This window comes from Arthrobacter sp. StoSoilB22, assembly GCF_019977315.1.
Taxonomy (GTDB): Bacteria; Actinomycetota; Actinomycetes; order Actinomycetales; family Micrococcaceae; genus Arthrobacter.
Genome location: NZ_AP024652.1, coordinates 3,036,952 through 3,060,475, shown reverse-complemented (window position 1 = coordinate 3,060,475; position 23,524 = coordinate 3,036,952). Strand labels below are relative to the sequence as shown.

The window sequence follows — 23,524 nt, the reverse complement described above, 5'->3', positions numbered from 1 at the left end:
TTTCCTTGATTTCCGCGGCGCCGGCTTTCGGCCTGAACCTGCCTGACTACCCGTGGGAGGCTATGGCGCCGTATGTTGCCACAGCCGCTAAACACCCCGGTGGCGCAGTGAATCTTTCCATCGGCACGCCGGTGGACCCCACTCCCGAACTCATCCGTGAGGCCCTAGCGGCGGCCTCGGACGCCCATGGTTACCCCACGGTGCACGGCACAGAGGCCCTGCGCCAAGCCGTGGTGGACTGGTTCGCCAGCCGCCGCGGCGTGCCGGGGCTGGACCCCAAGGACGTCATGCCAACCGTTGGCTCCAAGGAGCTCGTGGCCTGGTTGCCGTTCCTGCTCGGTTTGAGCGCCGGCGATGTTGTTGTCAGGCCTACCGTTGCCTACCCGACGTACGATATCGGCGCCTCACTCGCAGGTGCCACGGCAGTTGCTGCGGATGACCTCGACGAACTTGATGCAGCCACCCGCGCGAAGGTTCGTTTGATCTGGATCAACTCGCCCGGCAATCCCACCGGTAGCGTCCGTGATGTTGAGTCACTGCAGCGGATCGTGGGCCAGGCCCGCGAGCTCGGCGCGGTGGTGGCTTCGGATGAATGCTACGCCGAGCTGGGTTGGGGCGTATGGGATGCCCAACGCGGGGGAGAAGCTGTGCCCAGCATCCTGGATCCCCGCGTCACCGGCGGCTCCACGGACGGCTTGCTGTGCGTGTACTCGCTGAGCAAGCAATCCAACCTTGCCGGATACAGGGCAGCCTTCGTTGCCGGGGATTCGGCCATTATGGCCAACCTGGTGAACAGCCGTAAGCATGCGGGCATGATTGTTCCCTACCCCGTGCAGGAAGCCATGCGCGTTGCACTGGGCGATGCCAGCCACGTGCTGGCCCAAAAGGATCTGTACCGCGGACGCCGCGAGAGGATTGTGCCTGCGCTGGAGAAGTTCGGGCTGACCATCCACGAATCCAAGGCCGGGCTCTATCTGTGGTCCACGGCCGGAGAAGCCACGTGGGACACCGTGGCTCGATTCGCTGACCTCGGCATTGTGGTGGGCCCGGGCGTTTTCTATGGAGACGCCGGTAACGGATTCATCCGGGTGGCCCTCACCGGCAGTGACGAACGAATCGATGCCGCAGTTGAACGGCTTGCCACAGCCTCATAACAATGCTGTGACTTGCGCCACTAATAGCGTCATTCCGCCAGTAACCGGACGGTACGGATTAGTTCCGTAGGGTTACTGGCGGTAGCTTTTTAACTGACTATCAATGGTGGCCTTCTCTAAGAATGCACTTCGGCCGTTGGAGCCCTGCAACAGTAGGGCCGAAGGCGGCGGCACCAGAAGGTGGTTGGACAAGCGTTCGATAGAGGCCCTGAGGCCTCATGAAGGGGACTCCATGACTGAGACCACCAGCGCGACACTGCGCCATGCCGGCGGCGAACTCGAACTGCCGCGCATCAAGGTTGTAGAAGGAAACGAAGGCTACGACGTTTCCAAGCTGCTGAAGCAGACGGGCGCCGTTGCCTATGACCCCGGCTTCATGAACACAGCGGCCACTACCTCGGCCATCACCTACATCGACGGTGACGCAGGCATCCTGCGCTACCGCGGTTACCCCATTGAGCAGCTCGCGCAGCACTCGAGCTTCCTCGAAGTTTCCTACCTGCTGATCTACGGCAACCTTCCCACTCCTACGGAATTGGAAGAGTTCGATCAGAAGATCCGCCGCCACACACTCCTGCACGAAGAGCTCAAGGGCTTCTTCGGCGGGTTCCCGCGTGACGCCCACCCCATGCCGGTGCTCTCCTCGGCTGTTTCTGCGCTGTCCACGTTCTACCAGGACTCGCTGGATCCCTTCAACGCGGAGCACGTGGAAGTTTCCACCATCCGCCTGATGGCCAAGTTGCCGGTCATTGCTGCCTACGCGCACAAGAAGTCCATCGGCCAGCCGATGCTCTACCCGGATAACTCCATGAACCTGGTGGAGAACTTCCTGCGCCTGAGCTTCGGTCTTCCGGCCGAGCAGTATGAGATGGATCCGGTAGTGGTCAAGGCACTGGACCTCCTGCTCATCCTGCACGCAGACCACGAGCAGAACTGTTCCACGTCCACCGTGCGTCTTGTGGGCTCGTCCAACGCCAACCTCTTCGCGTCGGTGTCCGCCGGCATCAACGCCCTCTTCGGCCCCGCACACGGTGGCGCCAACGAGGCCGTGCTGAAGATGCTCCGCCAGATCCAGGCCGACGGCATCAAGCCCGAGGACTACATGGAGAAGGTCAAGAACAAGGAAGACGGCGTCCGCCTCATGGGCTTCGGACACCGTGTCTACAAGAACTACGATCCCCGCGCCAAGATCATTAAGGCAACGGCACACGAAGTTCTGGGCAAGCTCGGCGGCAACGACGAACTGCTGGACATCGCCATGCGCTTGGAAGAGAAGGCCCTGGCTGACGACTACTTCATCCAGCGCAAGCTGTACCCGAACGTCGACTTCTACACCGGCCTCATCTACAAGGCCATGGGCTTCCCGGAGAAGATGTTCACCGTACTGTTCGCCATTGGACGCCTCCCGGGCTGGATTGCCCAGTGGCGCGAAATGATCAACGATCCCCAGACGAAGATCGGCCGTCCGCGGCAGCTCTACACAGGGGAGCCGGAGCGCAACTACCCGGCCAACTGACACGGCAGCAGCGTTAATAACGACGGCGGCCGCTCACCTCGCGCGAGGTGAGCGGCCGCCGTCGTTGGTTGCGGTGTTTGCAGACTAGGCGTTGTTCGCCGCGGCAGGCTGAGCGGCGTTGTACCCGTAGGGGTTGTTTTTCTGCCAGCGCCAGTGGTCCTCGCACATCTGGTCCACCGTCTTGGTGGTGGACCAACCGAGGTCTGCGAGGGCGGAAGAGGCGTCGGCCCAGAAAGCAGGAAGGTCGCCGGCCCGGCGGCCGGTGATCTCGTACGGGATGGGCTGGCCCACGGCCTTCTCGAAGGACCGCAGGACCTCCAGGACGGAGGAACCGCGGCCCGAGCCAAGGTTCCAGCGGCGGACGCCGGCACGCTCAGCGATGTAGTTCAGGGCTGCTACGTGCCCATCGGCCAGGTCAACCACGTGGATGTAGTCGCGCTGGGCTGTGCCATCGGGGGTGTCGTAGTCTCCGCCGAAGACCATGAGCTTCTCGCGGCGTCCCACGGCTACCTGCGCGATGAAGGGGACAAGGTTGTTGGGGATGCCCTGGGGGTCCTCGCCAATGCGGCCGGACGGGTGTGCTCCCACGGGGTTGAAATAGCGCAGCAGTGCGATATGCCAGCGGTCGTCCGCGTTGCCAAGGTCAGAGAGGATGTCCTCGATCTGCTCTTTGGTGCGGCCGTACGGGTTGTTGGCGCCGATTTCCATCTTCTCGATGTACGGGATGGGGTTGTGCTCACCATAGACCGTGGCGGAGGAGCTGAAGACGATGGAGCGGACGTTGTGCTTGTCCATGGCGCGGAGCAGGTTAAGGGTGCCCACAATGTTGTTGTAGTAGTAGGCGAGGGGTTCCTGGACGGACTCGCCCACGGCCTTCAGGCCGGCGAAGTGGATCACGGCGTCGATCTGGTGCTGGTCGAAGACCGCCTCAACTGCGGGCTCATCTACCAGGTCAACCTTATGGAAGGCGGCGGTCTTGCCGGTGAGCTCGGAAACGCGGCGGAGGGATTCCTCGCTGGAGTTCACGAGGTTGTCGAGCACAACGACGTCGTGGCCGGCTTCCTGGAGGGACAAAACGGTGTGGGAACCGATGTAGCCGGTGCCACCCGTGACAAGAATTTTCATGGTTCCTACGCTATCGGAAATTGGAGCCACGCCGCTCTCTGTTGAGCGGTGTTGAAGCACATTCGTGCTAAAAACAATTAGTGCCCAAAATTGTTGATGCCGAAGCCCGGCGCCATGAAGTTGTCCAAGCCGTCTTCCGGATCATTGCCAGCGATGGCTTGGAACGGGCATCACTGAGGGAAGTGGCTGACGAAGCAGAACTGGCTGTTGGTTCGGTGCGCCACTACTTCGCAAGCAGCGATGAGCTCTTGGTCTTCTCCTTCGGGGCAGTGATCGATCGCATCGTAGGCCGCCTTGAAGCGGCACTTGCATCGGTCGAGGATGCGTCGCCGGACAGCGCCGAACAACACGACGCCGTGCTAAATCTCCTCGGCCAGTTCCTGCCGTTGGACGAGGAACTGGCGGTAGACGCTTGTGTATGGATGGCGTTCCGGCAGGCTGCCCGGATCAGGCCGGTCCTGGCCGCTGAAGCCGAGCGCAGCCACCGCACCGTGGCCGCCGTCGTCGGTCGCCTCATCCTGATCCTTAACCCCGGTGAAGCTGACGCCCGGCAAACCCTTGTGACTGAAGCGGAGAGGCTCCTTGCCACCATGGACGGCTTGTGCATGCACGCATTGCTGCAGCCCGAGTGGATGACCGCAGAGATGTGCAGCGACGTCCTCACGGCTCACCTGCGGTCCCTCAGGGCCGCGCCATCCAGCCGCTAAGCGTCATTGCGTCGGCCGAGCCCCATAAGAGGCGGATGACGCCATTACCGTGCGGAGTCATCGGGAATAGACTGGAACATGTCGGGGACCTGCCAAAGGGAGGAATTCGCATGCACGAGTCAGGCGGCCCGGGATGGCGCATCACCATGGATACGTCCGGGCCGATGCTCATCGCCCTGTACTTGCGCGACGTAGCGGGACTTGATGGCGCCGGAAAACCCATACTCTCGCACGCAACACCAAAAGTCCGGCATGCAGACCATAAACACCTCACTTCTGATGTGGGTGGCCTCCCTGCACTGAAGACCGAATGGGAGGCTTGGTGGGAGAGTCTGGTGAAGTCCTATCCCCATCCGGCCCCGGAGCTCTCGCCGCCCAGCTTCAAGGCTTTTGGCAACTCGCCGGCCCTTCAACGCGTTCTGCAAGCTCATTTTGGCTCTGCCTTGGGGTGGGCCACCGACAGGATCGATGAGTATGCCAACCTTGAGGCCACCCGTGAAGCCAACGGGATGACACAGGTGCTGAGCGAAATGGTGGAGGACAGGCTTCTTGAAGTTGGCCGCAGTTCCCGTGACTTCGAACTCACCATTATTGAGTTGCCGCTCAATGAACCCCGTGCCTGGTATCTGGAACCCAACACCATGATCATGAGCCACCGACTGCTCTCCGAGCCGGATGTCTTCCGCAGCTACGTCCAACCTGTGGTGGAGATTCTCGCCTGAGCGAGTTTTTGGACAGATACGGCCCTTAAGACGCGCGTATAAGGGCGGGAGCTGTACAAAAACTCAGGTGGCGGGGGCGGAGACCGTGATGGTGACCATCTCAGGTGGGGCGGCAGAAGGTTGCCAGCTGTCCCGTTTCTCCCGATTCCACGTCTGGCCAGCAACGTCCACCTGGGTAATGGACAGCGTCTTGGCGTTGGCCACTGCCCAATGGGCCACAGCCCAGGCCAGTGTTCCATCGATGTCCAGCTGCACCGAGCGGCCCTGTACGGTGGCCGCTTGGGTGCCGAACGCCGTCGTGAGTTCATCAACGACGGCGGCAGGGTCACCAGCCGCCTCGGGCATGCGCAGTTCGCAGTTCAGTGCAGCCTCGGAGTGACCGGTGAGAGCAGAAGCGAAGGCCCTGCCCATGCCTTCGTGCTGGGCATAAGCGCGGGGGAAGGCTGAACGTTGGACCGCTTGGGCAGCCTGGGTGATCTCCATGGATTCGTAGCCTGGGACCTTAACCAAGCCGTCATAGAACGCGTTCGATGCGTAGACGGGGTCCATGACCTGTTCTTCGGTTCCCCATCCCTGCGAGGGCCTTTGCTGGAACAGTCCACGGGAGTCCGGGCCGGCGTCATCGCCGTAGTTGATGTTCCGCAGCCTGGATTCCTGCATGGCTGTGGCCAGGGCAATGGTTGCTGCCCGTGGTGGAAGCCCTCGCTGGACGGAGATTGCGGAGATGAGTGAAGCATTGGCTGTCTGATCCGTGGCGAGCTCGTGGCTTTCGGGACCGACCATGGCGAGGCAGCGCTCCGTGACAAGTGTCTCGGAGCGCTGCAGCACTGCAACTATCGCGTAAATGGCACCTGCTACGAGGGCCAAAGCCAGCACCGCAACTATGGCGCGGCGGAACCGGCGCATTGATTCTCTCCTGCTAATTGGCGTGGAGAGCCTCGTTCAGCTCCACCGTTTGGCCCTTGCGGGGAAGTACTTCCACGCCGCCGGTGGTGGAGTTGCGGCGGAAGAGCAGGTTGGGAACGCCGGAGAGTTCCACGGCTTTGATGATCTTGGTGGTGTCCTCGCCGTTTTCGTCTTTGGGGCCCGGAACGCGGACACGGGTACCGGCGGTGACGTAGAGTCCGGCCTCCACCACGGAGTCGTCACCAATGCTGATGCCTACGCCGGAGTTGGCACCGAGCAGGACGCGCTCGCCCAGTGCGATCTTTTCCTTGCCGCCACCGGAGAGCGTGCCCATGATGGATGCTCCGCCGCCAACGTCTGTACCGTCGCCGGCAACAACGCCAGCAGAGATGCGGCCTTCCACCATGGAGGTGCCCAGGGTGCCGGCGTTGAAGTTCACGAAGCCTTCGTGCATCACAGTGGTGCCCTCGGCGAGGTGGGCACCCAAGCGGACGCGGTCGGCGTCGGCAATGCGCACACCCGTGGGAACCACGTAGTCAACCATCCGCGGGAACTTATCCACGCCGTACACCACAACGTTGCCGCGCTTGCGAAGGCGTGCGCGGGTCAACTCGAAGCCGTCAACGGCGGCGGGGCCGAAGTTGGTCCACACCACGTTGGGCAGCTTGCCGAAGACGCCGTCCAGATTGATGCTGTTCGGTTTGACCAGGCGGTGGGAGAGGAGGTGCAAACGCAGGTAAGCATCGGCAGTGTCTGCCGGGGCGGCGTCGAGGTCGATCTGCGCGAAGACCACTTTCTGCTCCGTCCCGCGGTCGGCATCCTTGCCGTCGTTGGCCAGTGCAGTGAGCGCGGGGTCGGCATTCTCAACGTCACGGAGGGTTTCGGCCGCAACGCCAAGTGCGGGTGCCGGGTACCAGACGTCCAGCACGGTTGCTTCCCCGGAAGCCGAGGTGGCGATGGTGGCGAGGCCGAAGCCATAAGCCGATCGGGGGTTGGCGGGCGCGGTTGCGGGCACAGCAGAGGAGGCAGTTTCAGTCATGCGCCAAGTCTATCCAGCAGGCGGAGGTCGGTTAAAACCTGTCTCACACCACAGAAGTCGCATTTGCGGGCATTAGGCTGGACGGGTGACTTTGAACCCTGCCCCCGCCCTCCTTGACCTGCGCCAGGACGTTGCCTTGCTGACGGCTGCGATCATCGACTTCAACAGCGTTTCCGGCAACGAGACCGAACTCGCCGACGCCGTCGAGGCAGCTTTGCGCGCCATTCCTGCCTATACCGTGATCCGGGACGGCGACGCCATCATTGCACGGACCGAACTCGGCCGCTCGGAGCGTGTCATCCTGGCCGGACACCTGGACACCGTGCCCCTGCCTACGGTTGAGGGCTCCTTGGGTACAGTTCCGGCCACCTGGGAGTCCGGCGTTCCTGGTGAAGGCGTGCTGTATGGCCGCGGCACCACGGATATGAAGGGCGGCGTGGCGGTGCAGCTGGCGCTTGCGGCAACACTCTTCGACGACGGTAGGCAGCCGGACAAGGACGTCACCTTCGTCTTTTATGACCATGAAGAGGTGGAAGCGGTCAAGAGCGGACTCGGCAGGTTGGTTCGGAACCACGGAGATCTGCTGAAGGGTGACTTCGCAATTTTGTTGGAGCCAACCCACGGCACGGTGGAAGGCGGTTGCAACGGAACCAGCCGTTTCGAGGCCACCACTATCGGCGAAACAGCCCACTCAGCCCGCGCATGGATGGGCATCAACGCGATCCACGCCGCGGCACCCATCCTGGCGCGGCTCGCCGCTTACGAGCCACAGACCATCAACGTGGACGGCCTGGATTACCGCGAAAGCCTGAACGCCGTGAAAATCAACGGGGGCACGGCAGGGAACGTCATCCCGGACCGCTGCGTGGTGGAGATCAACTACCGTTTCGCTCCAGACAAGAATCCGGACCAGGCAGAGGCCATCGTCAGGGAGCTTCTGGAAGGATTCGACGTCGTCCGTACAGACGCTGCTGCCGGCGCGAGGCCCGGACTCAATCACCCCGCCGCCGCGTCCTTCATCGCCGCAGTCGGTGCCGAGCCCAAACCCAAATACGGATGGACCGACGTCGCGCGTTTCAGTGAACTGGGCATCCCGGCGGTGAACTTCGGCCCCGGCGATCCTTTGCTGGCGCACAAGGACAACGAGCACGTCGACGCCGATGCCATCCGTGAGTGCCTCCGTGCACTGAGGACGTGGCTGGCGCCGTAGTCCCGAGCACGTTCAAGAAATCAAAAACGGCGGGTCCGGTTCCATTGGAACCGGACCCGCCGTTTGCTTGCCAGAGAACTACTTGGCGGTGGGAACCGCTCCGGCTGCGGTCGCCTTGGCCGTGCCGCCAGCGGTTTTTTTGGAACCGCGGCGTTCAATCCAGATGGCAATCCGCGACACTGTCAGGTTGATCAGGATGTAGATGGCCGCGCCCACAAAGAACGCCGGGAACAGGAAGTCCGGGCCCAGGAAGTCGGCCATGATCTGGATCTTCCGGAGCAGTTCCTCGTAACCGACGATGTAGCCCAGCGAGGTGTCCTTGAGCAGAACCACCAACTGGGCAACCAATGAGGGAAGCATGCGGCGCACAGCCTGCGGGAATTCGATGGACATCCGTGACTGGAAGCTGCGGAGGCCAATGGCCAAACCAGCCTCGCGTTGTCCCTTGGGGAGGGACTGGATGCCGGCACGGAGAATTTCAGCGAAGATAGCGGCGTTGTAGAGAACCAGGCCAACAACAACGGCTTGGAACTGTCCCGTGGCGAAAACCAGCAGGACGAACAACATCATGAGCACCACAGGCATGCCGCGGAGGAACTCCAGCACTACCTGCGTTGGTATACGGACCCAGGGAATCAGGGAGATGCGCAGGAGGCAGAGCGCGATACCCAGGGGGAACGCGATCACGGCTGCAACGGCAGCAGCGGTCAGGGTGGAAACGATGCCCTGGCCGATCAGGTTCCAGACGTCCGGCGCCATGGGGCCGTAGAAAATCTCCCAGCGGTCGGCATCGAAGATACCCTGCTGCGCCAGCGTTATGACAGCGATAGCCAGGATGCCAAGAATGATCAGAACGCCGGCGGCAGAGCCGATGAGCGAATAGAGGCGGGCCTTGGGCCCGGGGACGTCGTAAAGGACCGATGTCATCGGGCAATCGCCACCTTTCGTTCAACAAAGTGCGCCAGGAGTCCCAAGGGAACTGTGATCAAGAGGTAGAAGAACGCCACTCCGAGGAGGATCCAGAGGACCTGGTTGCCGTAGTCGTTGGAGAGCTGCCGGCCGTAACCGAAAAGCTCCAGGACGAAGAATGCGCCGGCCACCGAGGAGTTTTTGACCAAGGCAATCAGGATGTTGATCAACGGGGGTATGACGGTCCGCACGGCTTGGGGGAGGACGATGAAGCCGAGGACCTGGGTGAAGGTCATGCCGACGCTGCGGGCAGCTTCTGCCTGGCCCACAGGCACGCTGTTGACACCGGAACGGACCGCTTCGGCGATGAAGGCGGCCGTGTAGCTGCTCAACGCGATGATGGCAGCAACTTCGAATTGTTCGAACTTGACGCCCAATCGGGGCAAAACAATGGCGGCGAAAAAGAAAATGATGGTCAACGGGGTGTTACGCGCCACTTCAACATAGAACATGCTGAAACCGCGAAGTGCTGCCACGGGGGAAACCCTCATGGCCGCCAGGAGTGTGCCGACAATGAGGGCAATGATTCCTGAAATTACGGAGAGATACAGGGTTCGGAGAAATCCGTCCCAGTATTCGGGGAGGCTTGCTATGACGGCGTCCATGGCTTCCTTTGGCTGCAGCTAATCAGGGAACAGGGTCCTGGATTCGTCAACTGCCGCCGCCCGGAGGGGGCGGCGGCAGTTGACGGGTCCCGACTAGTAGCGGTTGATCGTAGGAAGTTCAGGTGCGGTCTTGATGACCTTGCCTGCTGTGGCTTCCCAAGCCTTCTTGTAGGTATCGTCCTTGGCGAAGCCCTCAAGCTGATCGTTGATCCAGTTGCGGAAGACAGTGTCATCCTTCTTCAGACCGATGCCGTAAGGCTCCTTGGTGAAGGTTTCATCCGAGGCGAGCTTGAAAGCATCCGGTTCCTTGTCCACATAGCCGGCAAGGATCACGTTGTCAGTGGTGACCGCGACGACCTGCTTGTTGCGCAGCGGTTCCAGGCAAGCGGTGTAGGTGGCCGCGGGGACTACCTCTGCGTTGTACTTCTCGGCGATGGTCTTGGCCGGGGTGGAACCCGTAACGGAGCAGACCTTCTTGCCGGCAACATCTTCAGGCTTGGTGATGGAGTTGTCGTCCTTATTCACCAGCAGAGCCTGGCCAGCTTCGTAGTACGGTCCGGCGAAGGAGACCTTTTCCTTACGGGCATCGTTGATGGTGTACGTGGCGATAACGAGGTCCACGCGACCCTGCTCGATGAACGACTCGCGGTTTTGGGAGACCGTCTCTACCCACTCGATTTTGTCCGCGGCGATGCCCAGTTTTGCGGCGATTGCCTTGCCCATTTCAACGTCGAAACCGACAGGCTTGCCATCAAGGCCCTTCTGGCCGAACAACGGCTGATCGAATTTGGTTCCGATCTTGATGGTCCCGGCCTTGTTGAGCTTCTCCATGGTGGTGCCGGCTTCGAAGCTTGCCGAAGCAACCGGGGGAGTAGTTGTGGTGCTGCCGCCGCCGCAAGCGCTCAGCGAGAGAGCAAGCGCAGCCGATGCGGCCACCAGGAGTGACTTCCTCCGGGTAATAAGAGACTTCATGGTGTTCCTTTCATATGGGTGGCCGCCTTACGGCCGGGGGTGCTGGCGGTAAGGAGCTAGTGGGTCAAGAGCTTGGACAAGAAGTCCTTTGCGCGGGTGCTCTTCGGGTTGGTGAAGAATTCCTCGGGGGTGGCGTCCTCGACGATCTGGCCGTCAGCCATGAACACCACGCGGTCGGCAGCCTTGCGGGCGAAGCCCATCTCGTGGGTGACCACGATCATGGTCATGCCTTCCTTGGCCAGCTGGATCATGACGTCCAACACTTCGTTGATCATCTCGGGGTCCAGTGCCGACGTAGGTTCGTCGAACAGCATGACCTTAGGCTTCATGGCAAGAGCGCGGGCAATGGCCACACGTTGCTGCTGGCCGCCTGAGAGCTGGGCGGGAAGCTTCGGGGCTTGGTGGCCAACGCCTACGCGTTCCAGGAGGGCCATGGCTTCCTTGTCGGCCGTACCCTTGGCCACTTTCTTCACCTTGATGGGACCCAGCGTGACGTTCTCAAGAATCGTCTTGTGGGCGAACAGGTTGAAGGACTGGAAGACCATGCCGACGTCGGCACGCAGGTGCGCGAGGTCCTTGCCTTCTTCGGGAAGCTTCTTCCCGTCGATGGCGATGTCGCCGTCGTCGATTGTTTCCAAGCGGTTGATCGCACGGCAGAGAGTGGATTTACCGGATCCGGATGGTCCGATAACCACCACCACTTCACCCTTCTTAACCTGAAGGTTGATGTCTTTGAGGACATGCAATTGACCGTAGTGCTTATTGACGCCGTTCAGGGAGACGAGGGCATCGCCGGACGCTTGAGTAGTCATACGACGAATCTAGCGAACAAAGAAGCAAATATGACCACGGTCACGGCAACTTCCTGAAGATCGTGACTGAACAGAAACCTGCCCCACAGCGATATACCAGACTGCAATGCAAGATGCGGGTCGCTGCCACGGAGCGCGCCGTCATCCGCGCTAGCCTTGGGCAATGAGCATGAGCCAGCACCACGTTCCCCGTCCGGATGCCAACGGCCGCGTCACGGGCACCCATGTGCCCCTCCCTTCGGAGGTCGCCCCCGCCAAGCACAAAGGCTCCCTTGAGCTTCGGCGCAAACAGGCTGACACGGGAATGTCGGACCAGCATTTGCTGGATACCAGCGGTGCCGGGCAGTTCATCCACACCGATCCGTGGCGTGTCCTGCGAATCCAGAGTGAGTTCGTAGAGGGCTTCGGAGCCTTGGCTGATCTGGGTCCTGCCGTTAGTGTGTTTGGCTCCGCGCGGACCAAACCCGGATCCGAGTACTACGAGATGGCCGTGGATGTGGGCCGCAAGCTTGCTGAAGCCGGCGTGGCCGTGATTACCGGCGGTGGCCCGGGATCCATGGAAGCTGCCAATAAGGGGGCTGTGGAGGGCAATGGCGTTTCCGTTGGCCTGGGCATCGAACTTCCCTTCGAGCAGGGGCTCAACCAATGGGTGGATTTGGGCATCAATTTCCGCTACTTCTTCGCCCGCAAAACCATGTTCGTCAAGTACGCGCAAGGCTTCGTGGTGCTTCCCGGAGGACTAGGGACTCTCGATGAATTGTTCGAAGCCATGGTGCTGGTGCAAACACGTAAGGTCACTTCCTTCCCCATTGTTCTTCTGGGAGTGCGGTTCTGGGGTCCCATGATCGAGTGGATCCGGGAGACCTTGGTGGCAGAGGGCATGGTTTCGGAGAAGGACCTTGACCTGATCCAGTTGGTGGATGACCCCGCCGACGCCGTGCACCGCGTCCTACATGGCGCGCCGTTGCCTCCGACTCCCAACGGAGACCAGCGCCCGGAGTAGACCTTCGTTTCTGGCACGATGGACCTGTGAGCTTTTTCCTGGTGTTTCTCGCGATAGTCCTCGTCGGCGCTGCGTTGTATCTCGGTGCCGGAATCGTCAAGGGGCGCTCTCTTGGATCGGGACTGGAGCAACCCGTTCCCAACCTGCCCGCTGTCCTGCTGCCGGAGGACGCCAAGCCCGTCGACGTCGATTCCCTCCGTTTTGCGCTTGGCCTCCGTGGCTATCGGATGGATCAGGTGGACCAGGTCCTCGACGAGCTCAGGGACCAGTTGCAGGCCAAGGATCGCGAGATCCAACGGTTGGGCGCGCTGGTTCAGCGTCGTGGCGAGGACGGCGAAACCGGCCGGACCCGGCAGTGAGCTCGCGGACTCCAGCCTCGCAGCCCCCTGGCTCAAAGACGCAAGGGGCGCGGGGACCCGCGGACCGGCTGTCCTTGGGTCTATCAGCTGCCGTCGCCGGAATGGCCGGATGGCCTTGGTGGCTGCAGGTTACCTTGATATTTGTGGTGGCCCGGCTGGTCAGTGCCTGCATCTTCATGGCGGCAGCCATTCACCAAGGAACCAACCCGTGGTTCCCGCCCGCTCCGGATTACTGGAACTTCATCACTATCTGGGATGGACGCTGGTATCAGGAAGCGGCTGATAAGGGCTATCCCTCGGTCCTGCCCGTGGACGCGAACGGCGTCGTTCAGCAAAACGCATGGGCGTTCTATGCACTCTTTCCCTTCCTGGCCCGGGGTCTCGCGGCAGCCACCGGGATAGGAACCCTCCCGGCGCTCACCATCATCGCCATGGTGGCGGGTGTGGGCGCCGCTTTGGTGATTTACAAGCTCTTCCGCGAGTTCGAAGGTAAGCGCGCGGCGCTGTGGGGCGTCGTCTTCGTTTCCACTTTTCCGGTGTCCCCAATCCTTCAGGTCCCGTATGCCGAGTCCTTAAACCTGCTGCTGTTGTCCGGCTCGTTGTTGCTGGTGGTCCGCGGCCGATATCTGGCGGCAATTCCGGTAGTGCTTCTCATGTGTCTTTCCAGGCCCACGGGAGTCCCGTTTGCCGCCATGGTGGGATTGCTGTTGCTCTGGCGTCTGTGGCAGCGCTTCAGGCCTTCGGGGACGCTGTCAGCCCCCGCGTCAGGCGGTGACGACGCGACGTCGGTGCGCAGCTTGCTCTCGCTGGGGGCGATGGTGCTTGCGGCGGGCATTGGAGCTCTCGCGTGGCCAGCCATTGCCTGGGCAACCACCGGTGAACTCACTGCCTACACACGCACGGAAACAGCGTGGCGGGGGCACGATCTTGTGCCTTTCAAGCCGTGGTTCGACACGGGTCGGATGCTGTTCGGTCCTGTGTTGGGCGTGTTGGCCCCGTTCGTCTTCACGGCGCTTTTCGTGCTGGTCATGATGTCCAGGCCGGTCAGGGCGCTGGGAACTGAGTTGCGGCTTTGGTGCGCTTGTTACATGGGCTACCTGCTGGTCTTCCTTCACCCCCAGACCAGTACCTTCAGAATGCTGCTGCCGCTTTTTCCCCTGGCCTTGGCGGTGGCGTTGCTCTCCAAATCCAAAGCGTACCGGGGGACGGTCGTGGTGATGTTCGTCCTCCTCCAGATCGTCTGGGTGGTGTGGCTGTGGGCGTGGGCTCCGCTCCCCGGCGGCGGGGACTATCCGCCCTGACGTGGACGTTTGCCGCGCCGGCGGAGTATGTACAAAGTCCGGACAAATGCGCGTTTGATTAGCTACGGACAGGTAATTACGGGATAATAGGACAAGAGCAAGGACAAAGCACCGAAAAGTGCCCGGCCAAGGCGGCCTCCCAAGCGGTGCCGCCGGCTGCAATTGCGACGCGGAACCAGCCCGGCCGGGTTGGCGTGACTTGGGACAAATGGAGGGGATTTTCCTAATGGCGGCTATGAAACCACGTACCGGCGACGGCCCTATGGAAGTTACCAAAGAGGGACGCAGCTTGATCATGCGTGTGCCGCTCGAAGGCGGAGGACGACTCGTTGTCGAACTCAACGCTGCGGAAGCGGCCAACCTCAAGGAATGCCTCGTAGGCGTTACTGAATAGGCATTTGGATAGATTTACAAAGCAGGGCCCGGAAAACCGGGGCCCTGCTTTTGTTTAACCTGCTTTTCCTGATGCTGGCAGGCACCCTACTTCTTGACGGCCACCAGAAGGCCGTCGCCCGTCGGCAGCATCGCCGACGCCAACCGGTCGTCGTCGCGGATGGCCTTCACAATCTGACGCAGAACCACCGTGGTTGCCTCACGCGCTGCCGGGTTGGCGACGCGGTCCTTGTCCAAAGCATCGTTGATCACCAGGGTGCCGCCTGATTTCAGGAGGCGGATTGCCTGTTCCACGTATTTGGGGAAGTTGGGCTTGTCGGCATCGATGAACACGAGGTCGTACGCGGAGTCGGTCAGTCGTGGCAACACATCCGCCGCGCGGCCTGAAATGGTGCGGGTACGGTTGGCAGGGCTACCGGACTCAAGGAATGCTTCCCTGGCGGCCTTCAAATGCTCGACGTCCACATCGATGGTGGTCAGCACGGCATGGGGGCTGAGGCCACGCAGCAGGCAAACCCCGGACACTCCTGCCCCGGAGCCAACTTCCACCACTGTCTGCGCTTTGGACGCCGCGGCAAGCACTGTCAGCACCGCACCCACACCGGGGCTGATGGGGGTAACACCCAGCTCAAAGGACCGCTCACGGGCGCGCAACAACACGTCATCCTCAGCCGGCAGATCTTCTGCGTAGGACCAGCTGCTTGACTTGTCGGCACTCATGAAGGGGTTCGCTTTCCGCGGGAAGGGGTGTTTGTACCAAGACTACTGTGTCCGCACGGGTAAACCCGCTGAAGGGATGCTCCCTGGGGCTGTGTCCATGGCCGTTTTCAGCCTTGCGGAGAAATCGCCGTCCAGTCAGGAAATTCCCAGACAAACTTGGGATGATAATGCTCCGGTCATCCATGAGGTGGGCGGCACCGAAAGTTCGGTGAACCACAGTTTGAGGGGAGTGGACGATGCCGGCATCGCATGCTGCGCCAGTCCAAACAGCGGAAAGCCTGGAGGCCGTTACTGACTGGGTCATGCCCAGCTGGGAGGAAGTGGTGTCAAACCACTCCGCCAAGGTATATCGCCTCGCCTATCGCCTGACCGGCAACAAGTACGACGCCGAAGACCTCACCCAGGAAGTTTTTGTCAGGGTGTTCCGTTCCCTGGAAAACTTCAAACCCGGAACCTTGGATGGCTGGTTGCACCGCATCACCACCAACCTGTTCCTGGACGGGGCACGGCGCAGGAGCAGGATCCGCTTCGATGCGCTCGCCGAAGATGCCGAATCCCGTTTGCCGGGCCGTGAACCCGGACCTGAGCAGAGCTTCGAGCACAATAACCTTGACCTCGATGTCCAGCGCGCTTTGGAAGAACTCCCGCCGGACTTCCGCGCCGCCGTGGTGCTGTGTGATCTTGAAGGTCTTTCCTATGATGAAGTCGCCGAGGCGCTCGGTGTGAAACTGGGAACTGTCAGGTCCCGAATCCACCGCGGGCGGACCATGCTCCGGGAGAAACTGGCCCACCGCGATCCCCGCCCGGCAGAGGCGCGCAAGCCGCGGTTGAAGATGCCCCGCATCGCCAGCATTCTTTAGGTTGTCGATGCCTCGACGTCCCCTTCGTCCGGGAGCCCCGCCCCGGCGCACCTTGGCTTCGCTGCGCCATACTCGCAGCACGGAACACCTGCAGCACTGCGCTGAATGCCGCATGGCCCTCCGCCGCGAACGGCAGTACATTGAGCGCCTTCGTGGCGCGGCCGTACCTGAAGCCAGCCAGGACCTTGCCGCGCGACTGATCCAGCACACGGAACGCCTGGCGAACGATCCTGGACCGGCTGGCTCGACGCCGCACTTCCCACCGCTGCGAAATTCGTACCGTCGTTTCCCGGGCCTTCGTATGGCAGGCATTGCTGCGGGCACCCTGATGGTCAGTGCGGGTGCACTGGCTGTGTCTGCCTACGTGATCGCCGGCGATGCCGAGCCGCAAGTCCTCGCGGGAACAAGCAGCGCCAGCGGGTTTGCCGGTGCCTGGACGGGCAGCCCCGCCGATGCCATGGTGGGACCTGCGTTCCGAGCCGGGAGCACCGTCAGTTTGAGCCCTGACCAGTTGGATTCACTTCGGGCAGAAGGTTGGGCGTGCCCTGAGCTGTCAGCAATGGGCTTCCACGTTGTATCCGCCCAAGCAACCAAGCACAATGGCAACCCTGCTGTAGAGATCCGGCTGGAAAACAACGGTCACTTTGCCACCATCGTGGAGGAACACTTGCCTGCGAACCGAGAACCGGGGCAATCTACATCCGCGCAACTCTCACTCACGCAGGGAACCCCATGGAAGGCTGTCTACACCATGCCTGCAGCCGTTATCAGTTACGCCTCCGACCTTCCGGCGGACACTGCGGACGATGCTGTCCCTGAAATCGTCCGCGCGGGGGAGTCCATGTCCATGGCTCCTGCACCGGAAGATCAGGAGCCGTGGTACAAAAGGGTGCTGCGAGGGGTGCAAACCCTACTCCGTCCTGCCGGTTTAGGAGCGGCACCAGAGACAAGGTAATCTTCGTTACGTGCTTGGAATCAATGGCCCGGAGTTCATACTTCTTCTGATTATCGGCGTACTCGTCATCGGTCCCAGCCGTTTGCCCGAATACACTCAAAAGCTGGCCAACCTGGTTAAGGAAGTGCGTCGGATGGCATCCGGCGCCCGCGAGCAGATCAAAGAAGAAGTCGGCATCGACATCGATGAGGTCGATTGGAAGAAATACGATCCCCGCCAGTATGATCCCCGGCGCATCATCAAGGATGCTCTTCTTGATGACGAGAAACCTGTCAGTGCCGGAGCGCCCGCTGCTGCCGCTGCCGTAGACGTTAAACCCAAGACCCCGGTGCGGGTCATTGAGCGGCTGGCCGAGGGCGAAGCCGCCCCCTTCGATTCCGAAGCGACCTGAGCCGAACTAGAAGCAAGCTCTGCCGAGGTCCGTCGGCCCAGGCCTCGTGACTTAGCGGGGCTGGATCCCCAACGGCATGCCGGACAGCCCGCGGGGCCGCGTGGCCAAAGAGGCAGCAATACCCTCCAGCGCTTTCGCGGCAGCCGTCTCTGGTGCTGCCAGAACCACAGGCTTCCCGGCGTCGCCACCCTCCCGCAATCGGATGTCCAGCGGAATCTGGCCGAGGAGCGGAACGCTGGCGCCCACGGCAGAGCTCAACCGCTCAGCCAGGATGGCGCCCCCGCCGCTTCCGAACAATTCCATGCGTTCGCCGTCGGGCATTTCCAGGTAGGACATGTTCTCGATAATGCCGGCCACCTTCTGTCCGGTCTGGGTGGCGATGGTGCCGGCTCGTTCGGCCACATCAGCGGCAGCTGCCTGCGGGGTGGTCACTACCAGAATCTCTGCGTTGGGTAAAAGCTGCGCCACGGAGATGGCGATGTCCCCCGTGCCGGGAGGCAGATCCAGGAAGAGGGCATCGAGGTCGCCGAAGTAGACATCGGTCAGGAATTGTTCAAGGGCCCTGTGCAGCATGGGGCCGCGCCATGCCACTGGCTGGTTGCCGTCAACGAACATGCCAATGGAAATGACCTTGACGCCGTAGGCCACGGGCGGAAGGATCATGTCGTCCACCTGCGTGGGTTTTTGGGTGATCCCCATCAGCCCGGGCACGGAAAAGCCGTGCACGTCGGCGTCCACGATGCCCACACGGAGGCCTTGGGCGGCCAGTGCGCAGGCCAGATTAACAGTGACAGAGGATTTGCCTACACCGCCTTTTCCGCTGGCCACGGCGTACACCTTGGTCAGGGAACCGGGTTTAGTGAAGGGTATGCCGCGTTGTCCGGCTGGTCCGCGGAGCTGTTCCTTGAGGGCTTCACGCTGTGCCGGCGTCATGACCTTCAGCTCCACGTCTACACCGGTGACGCCTTCCACGTGGAGGAGGGCGTCTGTAGCGTCCTTGGTAATTGTTTCCCGCAGGGGGCACCCGGCGATGGTCAGCAGAACAGCCACATGCACGGTGCCGTCATCATTGGCCGATACCGATTCCACCATGCCAAGTTCGGTAATGGGGCGCCGTAGCTCGGGATCAATGACGGTTGCCAAGGCAGCATTCAGCGCCTCGACCGATGCGATGCTCATGTGGTCAGGCTCGGCTTTCAGGGTTTTCGGGCGATGGTTTGGTGGTTGAATGCTGCGGACCTGCGGCGCGAGGGGCGCGGACTCGGGGAATCTGCTGGGTGCGGGGCCCGCGCGATTTGTCCCGCTTGTCCTTCAGCTTCTCCTTGACCCTCTCGCCGGGTGATTCAGTGCCGTCAGCGGCGGCATCGCCCTCGCGAAGTTCCTCTTGGGCATCAATGATGTCTTCAAGCAGGCTTCGGAGTTCGGTCCGGACATAGTCACGGGTGGCCACTTCACGCAAGGCAATGCGGAGCGAGGCCAATTCCCGTGTCAGGTACTCGGTGTCGGAGAGATTGCGTTCGGCCCGCTGGCGGTCCTGCTGGAGCGAGACGCGGTCGCGGTCGTCCTGCCGGTTTTGGGCCAGCAGCAGGAGCGGCGCGGCGTAGGAGGCCTGCAGCGAAAGCATCAGCGTCAGCAGGGTGAAGCCCAGCTCCATGCGGTCGAACTGCCAGTCCGTGGGAGCGAAGGAGTTCCACGCAAGCCAGAACACACAGAAAACCGTCATGTAGACGAGGAACGTAGGCGTGCCCATGAACCGGGCGAAACCCTCCGTAGCGTTTCCAAAAGCGTCCGGGTTCGGCGAGAACTTGGGCAGGATGCGTTGACGTCCGCTCAGGGGCGTGTCGAGGCTGCTGCTTGAGCGTCCCGTGGACTTGGTGGATCGGGTGGCGTTGTTATCAGCCAATGCGGCCTCCAAGTTTCCTTATAGGGGCGTCGTCCTCGTGGGCGCGCCAGTCATCCGGCAACAGGTGATCCAGCACGTCATCAACAGTCACCGCCCCCACAAGGCGGCCGTCGTCGTCCACGACTGGAAGTGAATTCAGGTTGTACGTCGCCAAGGTCCGGGCCACTTCGGAGATGTGGGCTTGGTCCGAGAGCGGCTCAAGGTTTTTATCGACGAGGTTGCCCAGCGGTTCCGGCGGAGGGAAACGCAGGAGCTGCTGTATATGCACCACGCCCAGGAAACGTCCGGTGGGGGTTTCCAGGGGCGGACGGGCAATGAAGATGGATGACGCCAGCGCGGGCGAGAGTTCTTCACGCCGGACGTGGGCAAGGGCTTCGGCCACCGTGGCTTCCGGAGGCAGGATGACCGGGACAGGAGTCATGAGGCCACCGGCGGTGTCTTCGTCGTACTCGAGGAGGCGGCGGACGTCCTCGGCTTCCTGGGGTTCCATGAGTTGAAGCAGCTCTTCCGCCTGGGCGGACGGAAGCTCGGCCAGGAGGTCGGCGGCGTCGTCAGGATCCATCTCTTCGAGGACGTCGGCGGCGCGTTCGACGTCCAGGGCGGAGAGGATCTCCACCTGGTCATCTTCCGGGAGTTCCTGGAGGACATCTGCCAGGCGTTCATCCTGAAGCTCACTGGCCACTTCAAAACGCCGTTTGTCGCTCATTTCCTGCAGTGCTTCAGCGAAGTCGGCAGGTTTGAGGTCTTCGTGGGTGGCAACGAACTGCGTTGCGGCCTGTGGCTCGTTGTGGCCGCCGGTCTGGGCGTCGGCCCAGTCGATGATCAGTGTCTCGTTGCGGCGGAGCCTGCCGAAGGGCGACAGGGAGTGTCCACGACGGACGAACAGCTTGCTGACAAACCAGTCCTTGGACCTGTGCTGGTCCATGGCGATGTCCTCGATCGTTGCGTCTCCACTGCCATCGGCCAGCGTCACGCGGCGGTCGAACATCTCAGCCACCACCAGAGTTTCGGCACCGCGCTGCTCGAAGCGCCGCAAGTTCACCAGTCCGGTGCAGATAATTTGCGTCTGGTCGATGGACGTAATCCGCGTCATGGGAACGAAGACCCGCTTCTTGCCCGGAACTTCAACCACGATGCCCACCACATGGGGAGCGCCACGGGTGCCGCGGGAGAGCACCACGACGTCGCGCAACCGGCCAAGACGATCGCCCAGGGGGTCGAAGACGTCCAAGCCGAGCAAGCGCGCGACAAAGACGCGTGAGGGATGTGTGCTCATATTTACAGGCTACCGAGTCTGCTCTCTTTTAGCTGAATTCCAGCCGCTACACATGTCCATGAGACACAATGGGGCTATGTCAAACATTTTTGGTGGTCCCAAAGCCGTTGAGGAGTCCCGCAGCGTCCCCCAAGGGGACACCGTAGGCTCGTACACCTCGTATTTGGACGCCCAGAAGGCGGTGGACTACTTGGCGGATCAGCAGTTCCCTGTTCAGCTGGTGTCGATCGTGGGCAATGACCTCAAAATGGTGGAGCGGGTGACCGGCCGCCTGAGTTACCCGAGGGTGGCACTGTCCGGTGCCCTCAGCGGCATGTGGTTCGGCCTGTTCGTCGGCGTCATGCTGTCCTTCTTCACTCCCGCCGGGGGTCCGTTCTCTATCATCACCTCAGTTCTGATGGGTGCGGCTTTCTTCATGCTGTTCGGCATCGTCACTTATGCCACGCAACGCGGAAAGCGTGACTTCACCTCCACCAGCCAGGTGGTGGCCACCAATTACGATGTGATCGTTGCCGCGGAGGCAGCCCAGGAGGCCCGCCGACTGCTCCATCAGCTGCCGATGAACCCGTCCCAGGCTGCTACGCCGCAGGCCAGCGGCTACAACCAGCCAAGCGCCCCCTTCCAGCAGCCCGGTACGGCGCCTGAGCGGCCCACCACGTGGAATGATCCCTATGGCCAGCGCGCCCCCGAGCCCAGTGGCTCAAGTGCCCCGGAGGGACAGGACGCAGCCCCGGCGAACCAGCCGGCACCATCCCCCGCGCCGGCAGCTGTCCGGTACCCCGACCTCCCGGACGGACGTCCGCAATACGGTGTTCGGGTAAGCGACGGACAGGCTCCTGCACGGAATCATGAACAAAACGCGCCGCAGGAAGATTCACAGCAGTCCAGCTCCGAGGATTCTTCCAAGCAGTAGACGCCTCCGCAGGACAACAATTTTCCTCAGTACAGATTTTCCTCAGTACAGAAGGGAAGGCCACCGGATCCCCGGTGGCCTTCCCTTTTGTTCTGTTGAGTCCCTGGGTTATTCCAGAGGCCTGGTTAGCCCTGGGCTTCCTGGTAGATGCCTGCCATCCAGGACTCGACGTCGTCGGCCTTGCGCGGCAGCGCGGCGCTGAGGTTGACGGGACCGTCGGAGGTCATGAGGATGTCGTCCTCGATGCGGACGCCGATCCCGCGGTACTCCTCGGGGATGGCGAGGTCTTCGTTCTTGAAGTACAGGCCAGGTTCGATCGTGAAGACCATGCCCTCGGTGAGGATGCCATCAAGGTAGAGCTCACGTTTTGCCTGCGCACAGTCGTGGACGTCGAGTCCCAGGTGGTGGCTGGTGCCGTGAGGCATCCAGCGACGATGCTGTTGGCCCTCGGGGGAGATTGCTTCCTCGACGGAGACGGGCAGCAGGCCCCATTCAGCCAGGCGTTCGGCCAGGACCGTAGTTGCCGCCGTGTGGATGTCCCGGAACTTCACGCCCGGTTGTGCGGCCGCGAAGCCGGCATCTGCGGCGTCGAGTACAGCTTCATACACCTTCCGCTGGACGTCGGTGAAGGTGCCGGTGGCCGGAAGCGTGCGGGTGATGTCAGCTGTGTAGAGGGAGTCCGCTTCCACTCCGGCATCGAGGAGCAGGAGTTCGCCGGCGTTGACGGTACCGGAGTTGCGGTTCCAGTGCAGCACCGTGGCGTTGTTGCCTGACGCTGCAATGGTGTCGTAGCCGAGTTCATTGCCTTCCTCGCGGGCTCGGGCAAAGAAGGCGCCTTCGACTACCCGCTCGCCGCGCTGATGGGTCAACGCGCGGGGGAGTGCGCGGACTACGTCAGCGAAGCCTTCCACCGTTGCAGCCACGGCAATCTTCATCTGCTCGATTTCCCAGTCGTCCTTGATCAGGCGCAGTTCGGACAGTGCTTCGCTGAGCTTCTCATCCAAGGCGTCCAGTTCGCCGAGGTCCAGGTTCTCGGGGTCCTTGGCCGTGTTGTAGCGGGCGGTGTCTACCAGCGCGTCAATGTTCTCGTCCGTCTTGCGGACCAGTCGAATGGAAATGCCGCCGATTTCCGGGGCGCCAACATTCTTGGTGATAGCCATTTCAAGCTCGGAGATGTGCGCGGTGGGGAGGCCGAGGCGGGCTTCGAATTCGGCGAGTGTGGGCCGTGCACCGATCCAGAACTCGCCGGCGCGCGAGTCGGCATAGAACTGTTCGGTGTCCCTTCCGGCCAGAGGACGGAAGTAGAGGGTGGCGGTGTGGTGACCGCCGTCGTCGCCCTTTCCTTCAGCCACGGGCTCAAGGATGAGTACGGCGTCGGGCTCGTGGTCCAGCCCCAGCCCCGTGAGGTGGGCGAACCCGGAGTGGGGGCGGAAGCGGTAGTCGCAGTCGTTGGATCGGACCTTCAGCGGACCGGCCGGGATGACTAGACGTTCGCCTTTGAACTGTTCGGAAATAGTACGACGCCGGCGTGCGGCGTGGTCTGCAACGGCGTCACGCGCAGGGGTCACCTGCGGGGCGGGCGCCCAATTGCTGGCCATGAATGCCTTGAAGGCATCTGACGTGGGCCTTTGCGAGCGGTTGTTGACACGCTCCTGCAGTGGCTGGGAGGACGAGTTCTGGGTGTTTTCGGCATCGTTCACCGTTACATCGTCC

Annotated in this window: 25 protein-coding genes; 13 read left to right on the top strand and 12 right to left on the bottom strand. The window is 61.9% G+C overall.

Translation table 11 applies throughout. The features are described 5' to 3' along the window. The first annotated feature begins 5 nt into the window (after positions 1-5). Positions 6-1,154 (top strand): succinyldiaminopimelate transaminase, encoded by a 1,149-nt coding sequence (gene dapC / locus LDN70_RS14210; protein WP_223940586.1) that lies wholly within the window; start codon positions 6-8, stop codon positions 1,152-1,154. A gap of 232 nt (positions 1,155-1,386) precedes the next feature. Beyond that, positions 1,387-2,670 carry a citrate synthase gene (locus tag LDN70_RS14205; protein ID WP_024817462.1) on the top strand — a complete coding sequence of 428 codons (1,284 nt, stop codon included), beginning with the start codon at positions 1,387-1,389 and terminating at the stop codon, positions 2,668-2,670. A gap of 84 nt (positions 2,671-2,754) precedes the next feature. Here the strand turns inward: LDN70_RS14205 and galE are convergent, their stop codons facing one another. After that, positions 2,755-3,795 (bottom strand): UDP-glucose 4-epimerase GalE, encoded by a 1,041-nt coding sequence (gene galE / locus LDN70_RS14200; RefSeq protein WP_024817461.1) that lies wholly within the window; start codon positions 3,793-3,795, stop codon positions 2,755-2,757. A gap of 80 nt (positions 3,796-3,875) precedes the next feature. Here galE and LDN70_RS14195 point away from each other — a divergent pair, with 80 nt between their 5' ends. Both LDN70_RS14195 and LDN70_RS14190 read left to right on the top strand, forming a co-directional pair. Next, positions 3,876-4,502, top strand: a complete 627-nt coding sequence (locus LDN70_RS14195; RefSeq protein ID WP_223940585.1) for a TetR/AcrR family transcriptional regulator — start codon at positions 3,876-3,878, stop codon at positions 4,500-4,502. A gap of 110 nt (positions 4,503-4,612) precedes the next feature. Further along, on the top strand, positions 4,613-5,224 hold the full coding sequence (locus tag LDN70_RS14190; protein ID WP_223940584.1) for a hypothetical protein: 612 nt from the start codon (positions 4,613-4,615) through the stop codon (positions 5,222-5,224). A gap of 63 nt (positions 5,225-5,287) precedes the next feature. On the opposite strand, the gene LDN70_RS14185 is transcribed toward LDN70_RS14190, so the two are convergent. Then, positions 5,288-6,130, bottom strand: coding sequence for a transglycosylase SLT domain-containing protein (locus LDN70_RS14185; RefSeq protein WP_223940583.1), 843 nt, complete (start codon positions 6,128-6,130; stop codon positions 5,288-5,290). 13 nt (positions 6,131-6,143) lie between these two features. Further along, positions 6,144-7,169 (bottom strand): 2,3,4,5-tetrahydropyridine-2,6-dicarboxylate N-succinyltransferase, encoded by a 1,026-nt coding sequence (gene dapD, locus LDN70_RS14180; protein WP_166840052.1) that lies wholly within the window; start codon positions 7,167-7,169, stop codon positions 6,144-6,146. An 85-nt stretch (positions 7,170-7,254) separates the two neighbouring features. Here dapD and dapE point away from each other — a divergent pair, with 85 nt between their 5' ends. After that, a complete protein-coding gene (gene dapE / locus LDN70_RS14175) occupies positions 7,255-8,379 on the top strand; it encodes a succinyl-diaminopimelate desuccinylase (RefSeq protein WP_223940582.1) in 1,125 nt (374 codons plus the stop codon). Between the two features lie 78 nt (positions 8,380-8,457). On the opposite strand, the gene LDN70_RS14170 is transcribed toward dapE, so the two are convergent. The 4 genes from LDN70_RS14170 to LDN70_RS14155 form a co-directional block, all read right to left on the bottom strand. Further along, positions 8,458-9,306: an amino acid ABC transporter permease gene (locus LDN70_RS14170; RefSeq protein WP_142938480.1), complete on the bottom strand. Its 849-nt coding sequence runs from the start codon at positions 9,304-9,306 to the stop codon at positions 8,458-8,460. Next, positions 9,303-9,953, bottom strand: coding sequence for an amino acid ABC transporter permease (locus LDN70_RS14165; RefSeq protein ID WP_011775440.1), 651 nt, complete (start codon positions 9,951-9,953; stop codon positions 9,303-9,305). The genes LDN70_RS14170 and LDN70_RS14165 overlap by 4 nt, the downstream gene beginning before the upstream one ends. A gap of 93 nt (positions 9,954-10,046) precedes the next feature. Then, complete coding sequence (locus LDN70_RS14160) at positions 10,047-10,925, bottom strand: glutamate ABC transporter substrate-binding protein (RefSeq protein ID WP_142938481.1); 879 nt, start codon at positions 10,923-10,925, stop codon at positions 10,047-10,049. Positions 10,926-10,981: 56 nt separating this feature from the next. Continuing rightward, on the bottom strand, positions 10,982-11,737 hold the full coding sequence (locus LDN70_RS14155; protein WP_062072913.1) for an amino acid ABC transporter ATP-binding protein: 756 nt from the start codon (positions 11,735-11,737) through the stop codon (positions 10,982-10,984). Positions 11,738-11,900: 163 nt separating this feature from the next. Here LDN70_RS14155 and LDN70_RS14150 point away from each other — a divergent pair, with 163 nt between their 5' ends. The 4 genes from LDN70_RS14150 (at position 11,901) to LDN70_RS14135 (ending at position 14,794) form a co-directional block, all read left to right on the top strand. After that, positions 11,901-12,740: an LOG family protein gene (locus LDN70_RS14150; RefSeq protein ID WP_187697133.1), complete on the top strand. Its 840-nt coding sequence runs from the start codon at positions 11,901-11,903 to the stop codon at positions 12,738-12,740. Positions 12,741-12,766: 26 nt separating this feature from the next. Further along, positions 12,767-13,099, top strand: a complete 333-nt coding sequence (locus LDN70_RS14145; RefSeq protein WP_166840055.1) for a DivIVA domain-containing protein — start codon at positions 12,767-12,769, stop codon at positions 13,097-13,099. 101 nt (positions 13,100-13,200) lie between these two features. Further along, positions 13,201-14,400, top strand: coding sequence for a hypothetical protein (locus LDN70_RS14140; protein ID WP_223940581.1), 1,200 nt, complete (start codon positions 13,201-13,203; stop codon positions 14,398-14,400). 226 nt (positions 14,401-14,626) lie between these two features. Next, positions 14,627-14,794 carry a DUF3117 domain-containing protein gene (locus LDN70_RS14135; protein ID WP_009357720.1) on the top strand — a complete coding sequence of 56 codons (168 nt, stop codon included), beginning with the start codon at positions 14,627-14,629 and terminating at the stop codon, positions 14,792-14,794. 86 nt (positions 14,795-14,880) lie between these two features. Here LDN70_RS14135 and LDN70_RS14130 read toward each other — a convergent pair whose 3' ends face one another. Continuing rightward, entirely contained in the window at positions 14,881-15,513 is a 633-nt protein-coding gene (locus LDN70_RS14130) for an O-methyltransferase (protein ID WP_142938483.1), read from the bottom strand. Positions 15,514-15,749: 236 nt separating this feature from the next. Between LDN70_RS14130 and sigE the strand changes: the two genes are divergently transcribed. The 3 genes from sigE (at position 15,750) to LDN70_RS14115 (ending at position 17,719) form a co-directional block, all read left to right on the top strand. Next, positions 15,750-16,373: an RNA polymerase sigma factor SigE gene (sigE, locus tag LDN70_RS14125; RefSeq protein WP_142938484.1), complete on the top strand. Its 624-nt coding sequence runs from the start codon at positions 15,750-15,752 to the stop codon at positions 16,371-16,373. A gap of 112 nt (positions 16,374-16,485) precedes the next feature. Further along, a complete protein-coding gene (locus LDN70_RS14120; protein WP_223940580.1) occupies positions 16,486-17,328 on the top strand; it encodes a hypothetical protein in 843 nt (280 codons plus the stop codon). Between the two features lie 10 nt (positions 17,329-17,338). Further along, positions 17,339-17,719, top strand: a complete 381-nt coding sequence (locus tag LDN70_RS14115; protein ID WP_223940579.1) for a twin-arginine translocase TatA/TatE family subunit — start codon at positions 17,339-17,341, stop codon at positions 17,717-17,719. Between the two features lie 51 nt (positions 17,720-17,770). On the opposite strand, the gene LDN70_RS14110 is transcribed toward LDN70_RS14115, so the two are convergent. From LDN70_RS14110 to LDN70_RS14100, 3 genes are read right to left on the bottom strand one after another with little or no spacing between them, the layout of a single operon-like run. Then, positions 17,771-18,898 (bottom strand): Mrp/NBP35 family ATP-binding protein, encoded by a 1,128-nt coding sequence (locus LDN70_RS14110; RefSeq protein ID WP_223940578.1) that lies wholly within the window; start codon positions 18,896-18,898, stop codon positions 17,771-17,773. 4 nt (positions 18,899-18,902) lie between these two features. Further along, positions 18,903-19,634, bottom strand: coding sequence for a DUF1003 domain-containing protein (locus tag LDN70_RS14105; RefSeq protein ID WP_142938487.1), 732 nt, complete (start codon positions 19,632-19,634; stop codon positions 18,903-18,905). Beyond that, complete coding sequence (locus LDN70_RS14100) at positions 19,615-20,898, bottom strand: magnesium transporter MgtE N-terminal domain-containing protein (RefSeq protein ID WP_142938488.1); 1,284 nt, start codon at positions 20,896-20,898, stop codon at positions 19,615-19,617. Before LDN70_RS14100 ends, LDN70_RS14105 begins: the two co-directional genes overlap by 20 nt. Positions 20,899-20,974: 76 nt before the next feature. Here LDN70_RS14100 and LDN70_RS14095 point away from each other — a divergent pair, with 76 nt between their 5' ends. Next, a complete protein-coding gene (locus LDN70_RS14095) occupies positions 20,975-21,811 on the top strand; it encodes a YflT domain-containing protein (protein WP_223940577.1) in 837 nt (278 codons plus the stop codon). 125 nt (positions 21,812-21,936) lie between these two features. On the opposite strand, the gene LDN70_RS14090 is transcribed toward LDN70_RS14095, so the two are convergent. Continuing rightward, a complete protein-coding gene (locus LDN70_RS14090; RefSeq protein ID WP_142938489.1) occupies positions 21,937-23,511 on the bottom strand; it encodes an aminopeptidase P family protein in 1,575 nt (524 codons plus the stop codon). Positions 23,512-23,524: the final 13 nt, after the last annotated feature.

Excerpts from the sequence above, each read along its gene's own strand:
- LDN70_RS14100 (WP_142938488.1), bottom strand. The coding sequence starts at position 20,898 with ATGAGCACACATCCCTCACGCGTCTTTGTCGCGCGCTTGCTCGGCTTG.
- LDN70_RS14185 (WP_223940583.1), bottom strand. The coding sequence starts at position 6,130 with ATGCGCCGGTTCCGCCGCGCCATAGTTGCGGTGCTGGCTTTGGCCCTC.
- dapD (WP_166840052.1), bottom strand. The coding sequence starts at position 7,169 with ATGACTGAAACTGCCTCCTCTGCTGTGCCCGCAACCGCGCCCGCCAAC.
- LDN70_RS14130 (WP_142938483.1), bottom strand. The coding sequence starts at position 15,513 with ATGAGTGCCGACAAGTCAAGCAGCTGGTCCTACGCAGAAGATCTGCCG.
- LDN70_RS14120 (WP_223940580.1), top strand. The coding sequence starts at position 16,486 with ATGGCCCTCCGCCGCGAACGGCAGTACATTGAGCGCCTTCGTGGCGCG.
- LDN70_RS14140 (WP_223940581.1), top strand. The coding sequence starts at position 13,201 with ATGGCCGGATGGCCTTGGTGGCTGCAGGTTACCTTGATATTTGTGGTG.
- LDN70_RS14135 (WP_009357720.1), top strand. The coding sequence starts at position 14,627 with ATGGCGGCTATGAAACCACGTACCGGCGACGGCCCTATGGAAGTTACC.
- LDN70_RS14155 (WP_062072913.1), bottom strand. The coding sequence starts at position 11,737 with ATGACTACTCAAGCGTCCGGCGATGCCCTCGTCTCCCTGAACGGCGTC.
- LDN70_RS14150 (WP_187697133.1), top strand. The coding sequence starts at position 11,901 with ATGAGCATGAGCCAGCACCACGTTCCCCGTCCGGATGCCAACGGCCGC.
- LDN70_RS14170 (WP_142938480.1), bottom strand. The coding sequence starts at position 9,306 with ATGACATCGGTCCTTTACGACGTCCCCGGGCCCAAGGCCCGCCTCTAT.
- LDN70_RS14110 (WP_223940578.1), bottom strand. The coding sequence starts at position 18,898 with ATGAGCATCGCATCGGTCGAGGCGCTGAATGCTGCCTTGGCAACCGTC.
- LDN70_RS14190 (WP_223940584.1), top strand. The coding sequence starts at position 4,613 with ATGCACGAGTCAGGCGGCCCGGGATGGCGCATCACCATGGATACGTCC.
- galE (WP_024817461.1), bottom strand. The coding sequence starts at position 3,795 with ATGAAAATTCTTGTCACGGGTGGCACCGGCTACATCGGTTCCCACACC.
- LDN70_RS14095 (WP_223940577.1), top strand. The coding sequence starts at position 20,975 with ATGTCAAACATTTTTGGTGGTCCCAAAGCCGTTGAGGAGTCCCGCAGC.
- LDN70_RS14160 (WP_142938481.1), bottom strand. The coding sequence starts at position 10,925 with ATGAAGTCTCTTATTACCCGGAGGAAGTCACTCCTGGTGGCCGCATCG.
- LDN70_RS14165 (WP_011775440.1), bottom strand. The coding sequence starts at position 9,953 with ATGGACGCCGTCATAGCAAGCCTCCCCGAATACTGGGACGGATTTCTC.
- sigE (WP_142938484.1), top strand. The coding sequence starts at position 15,750 with ATGCCGGCATCGCATGCTGCGCCAGTCCAAACAGCGGAAAGCCTGGAG.
- LDN70_RS14205 (WP_024817462.1), top strand. The coding sequence starts at position 1,387 with ATGACTGAGACCACCAGCGCGACACTGCGCCATGCCGGCGGCGAACTC.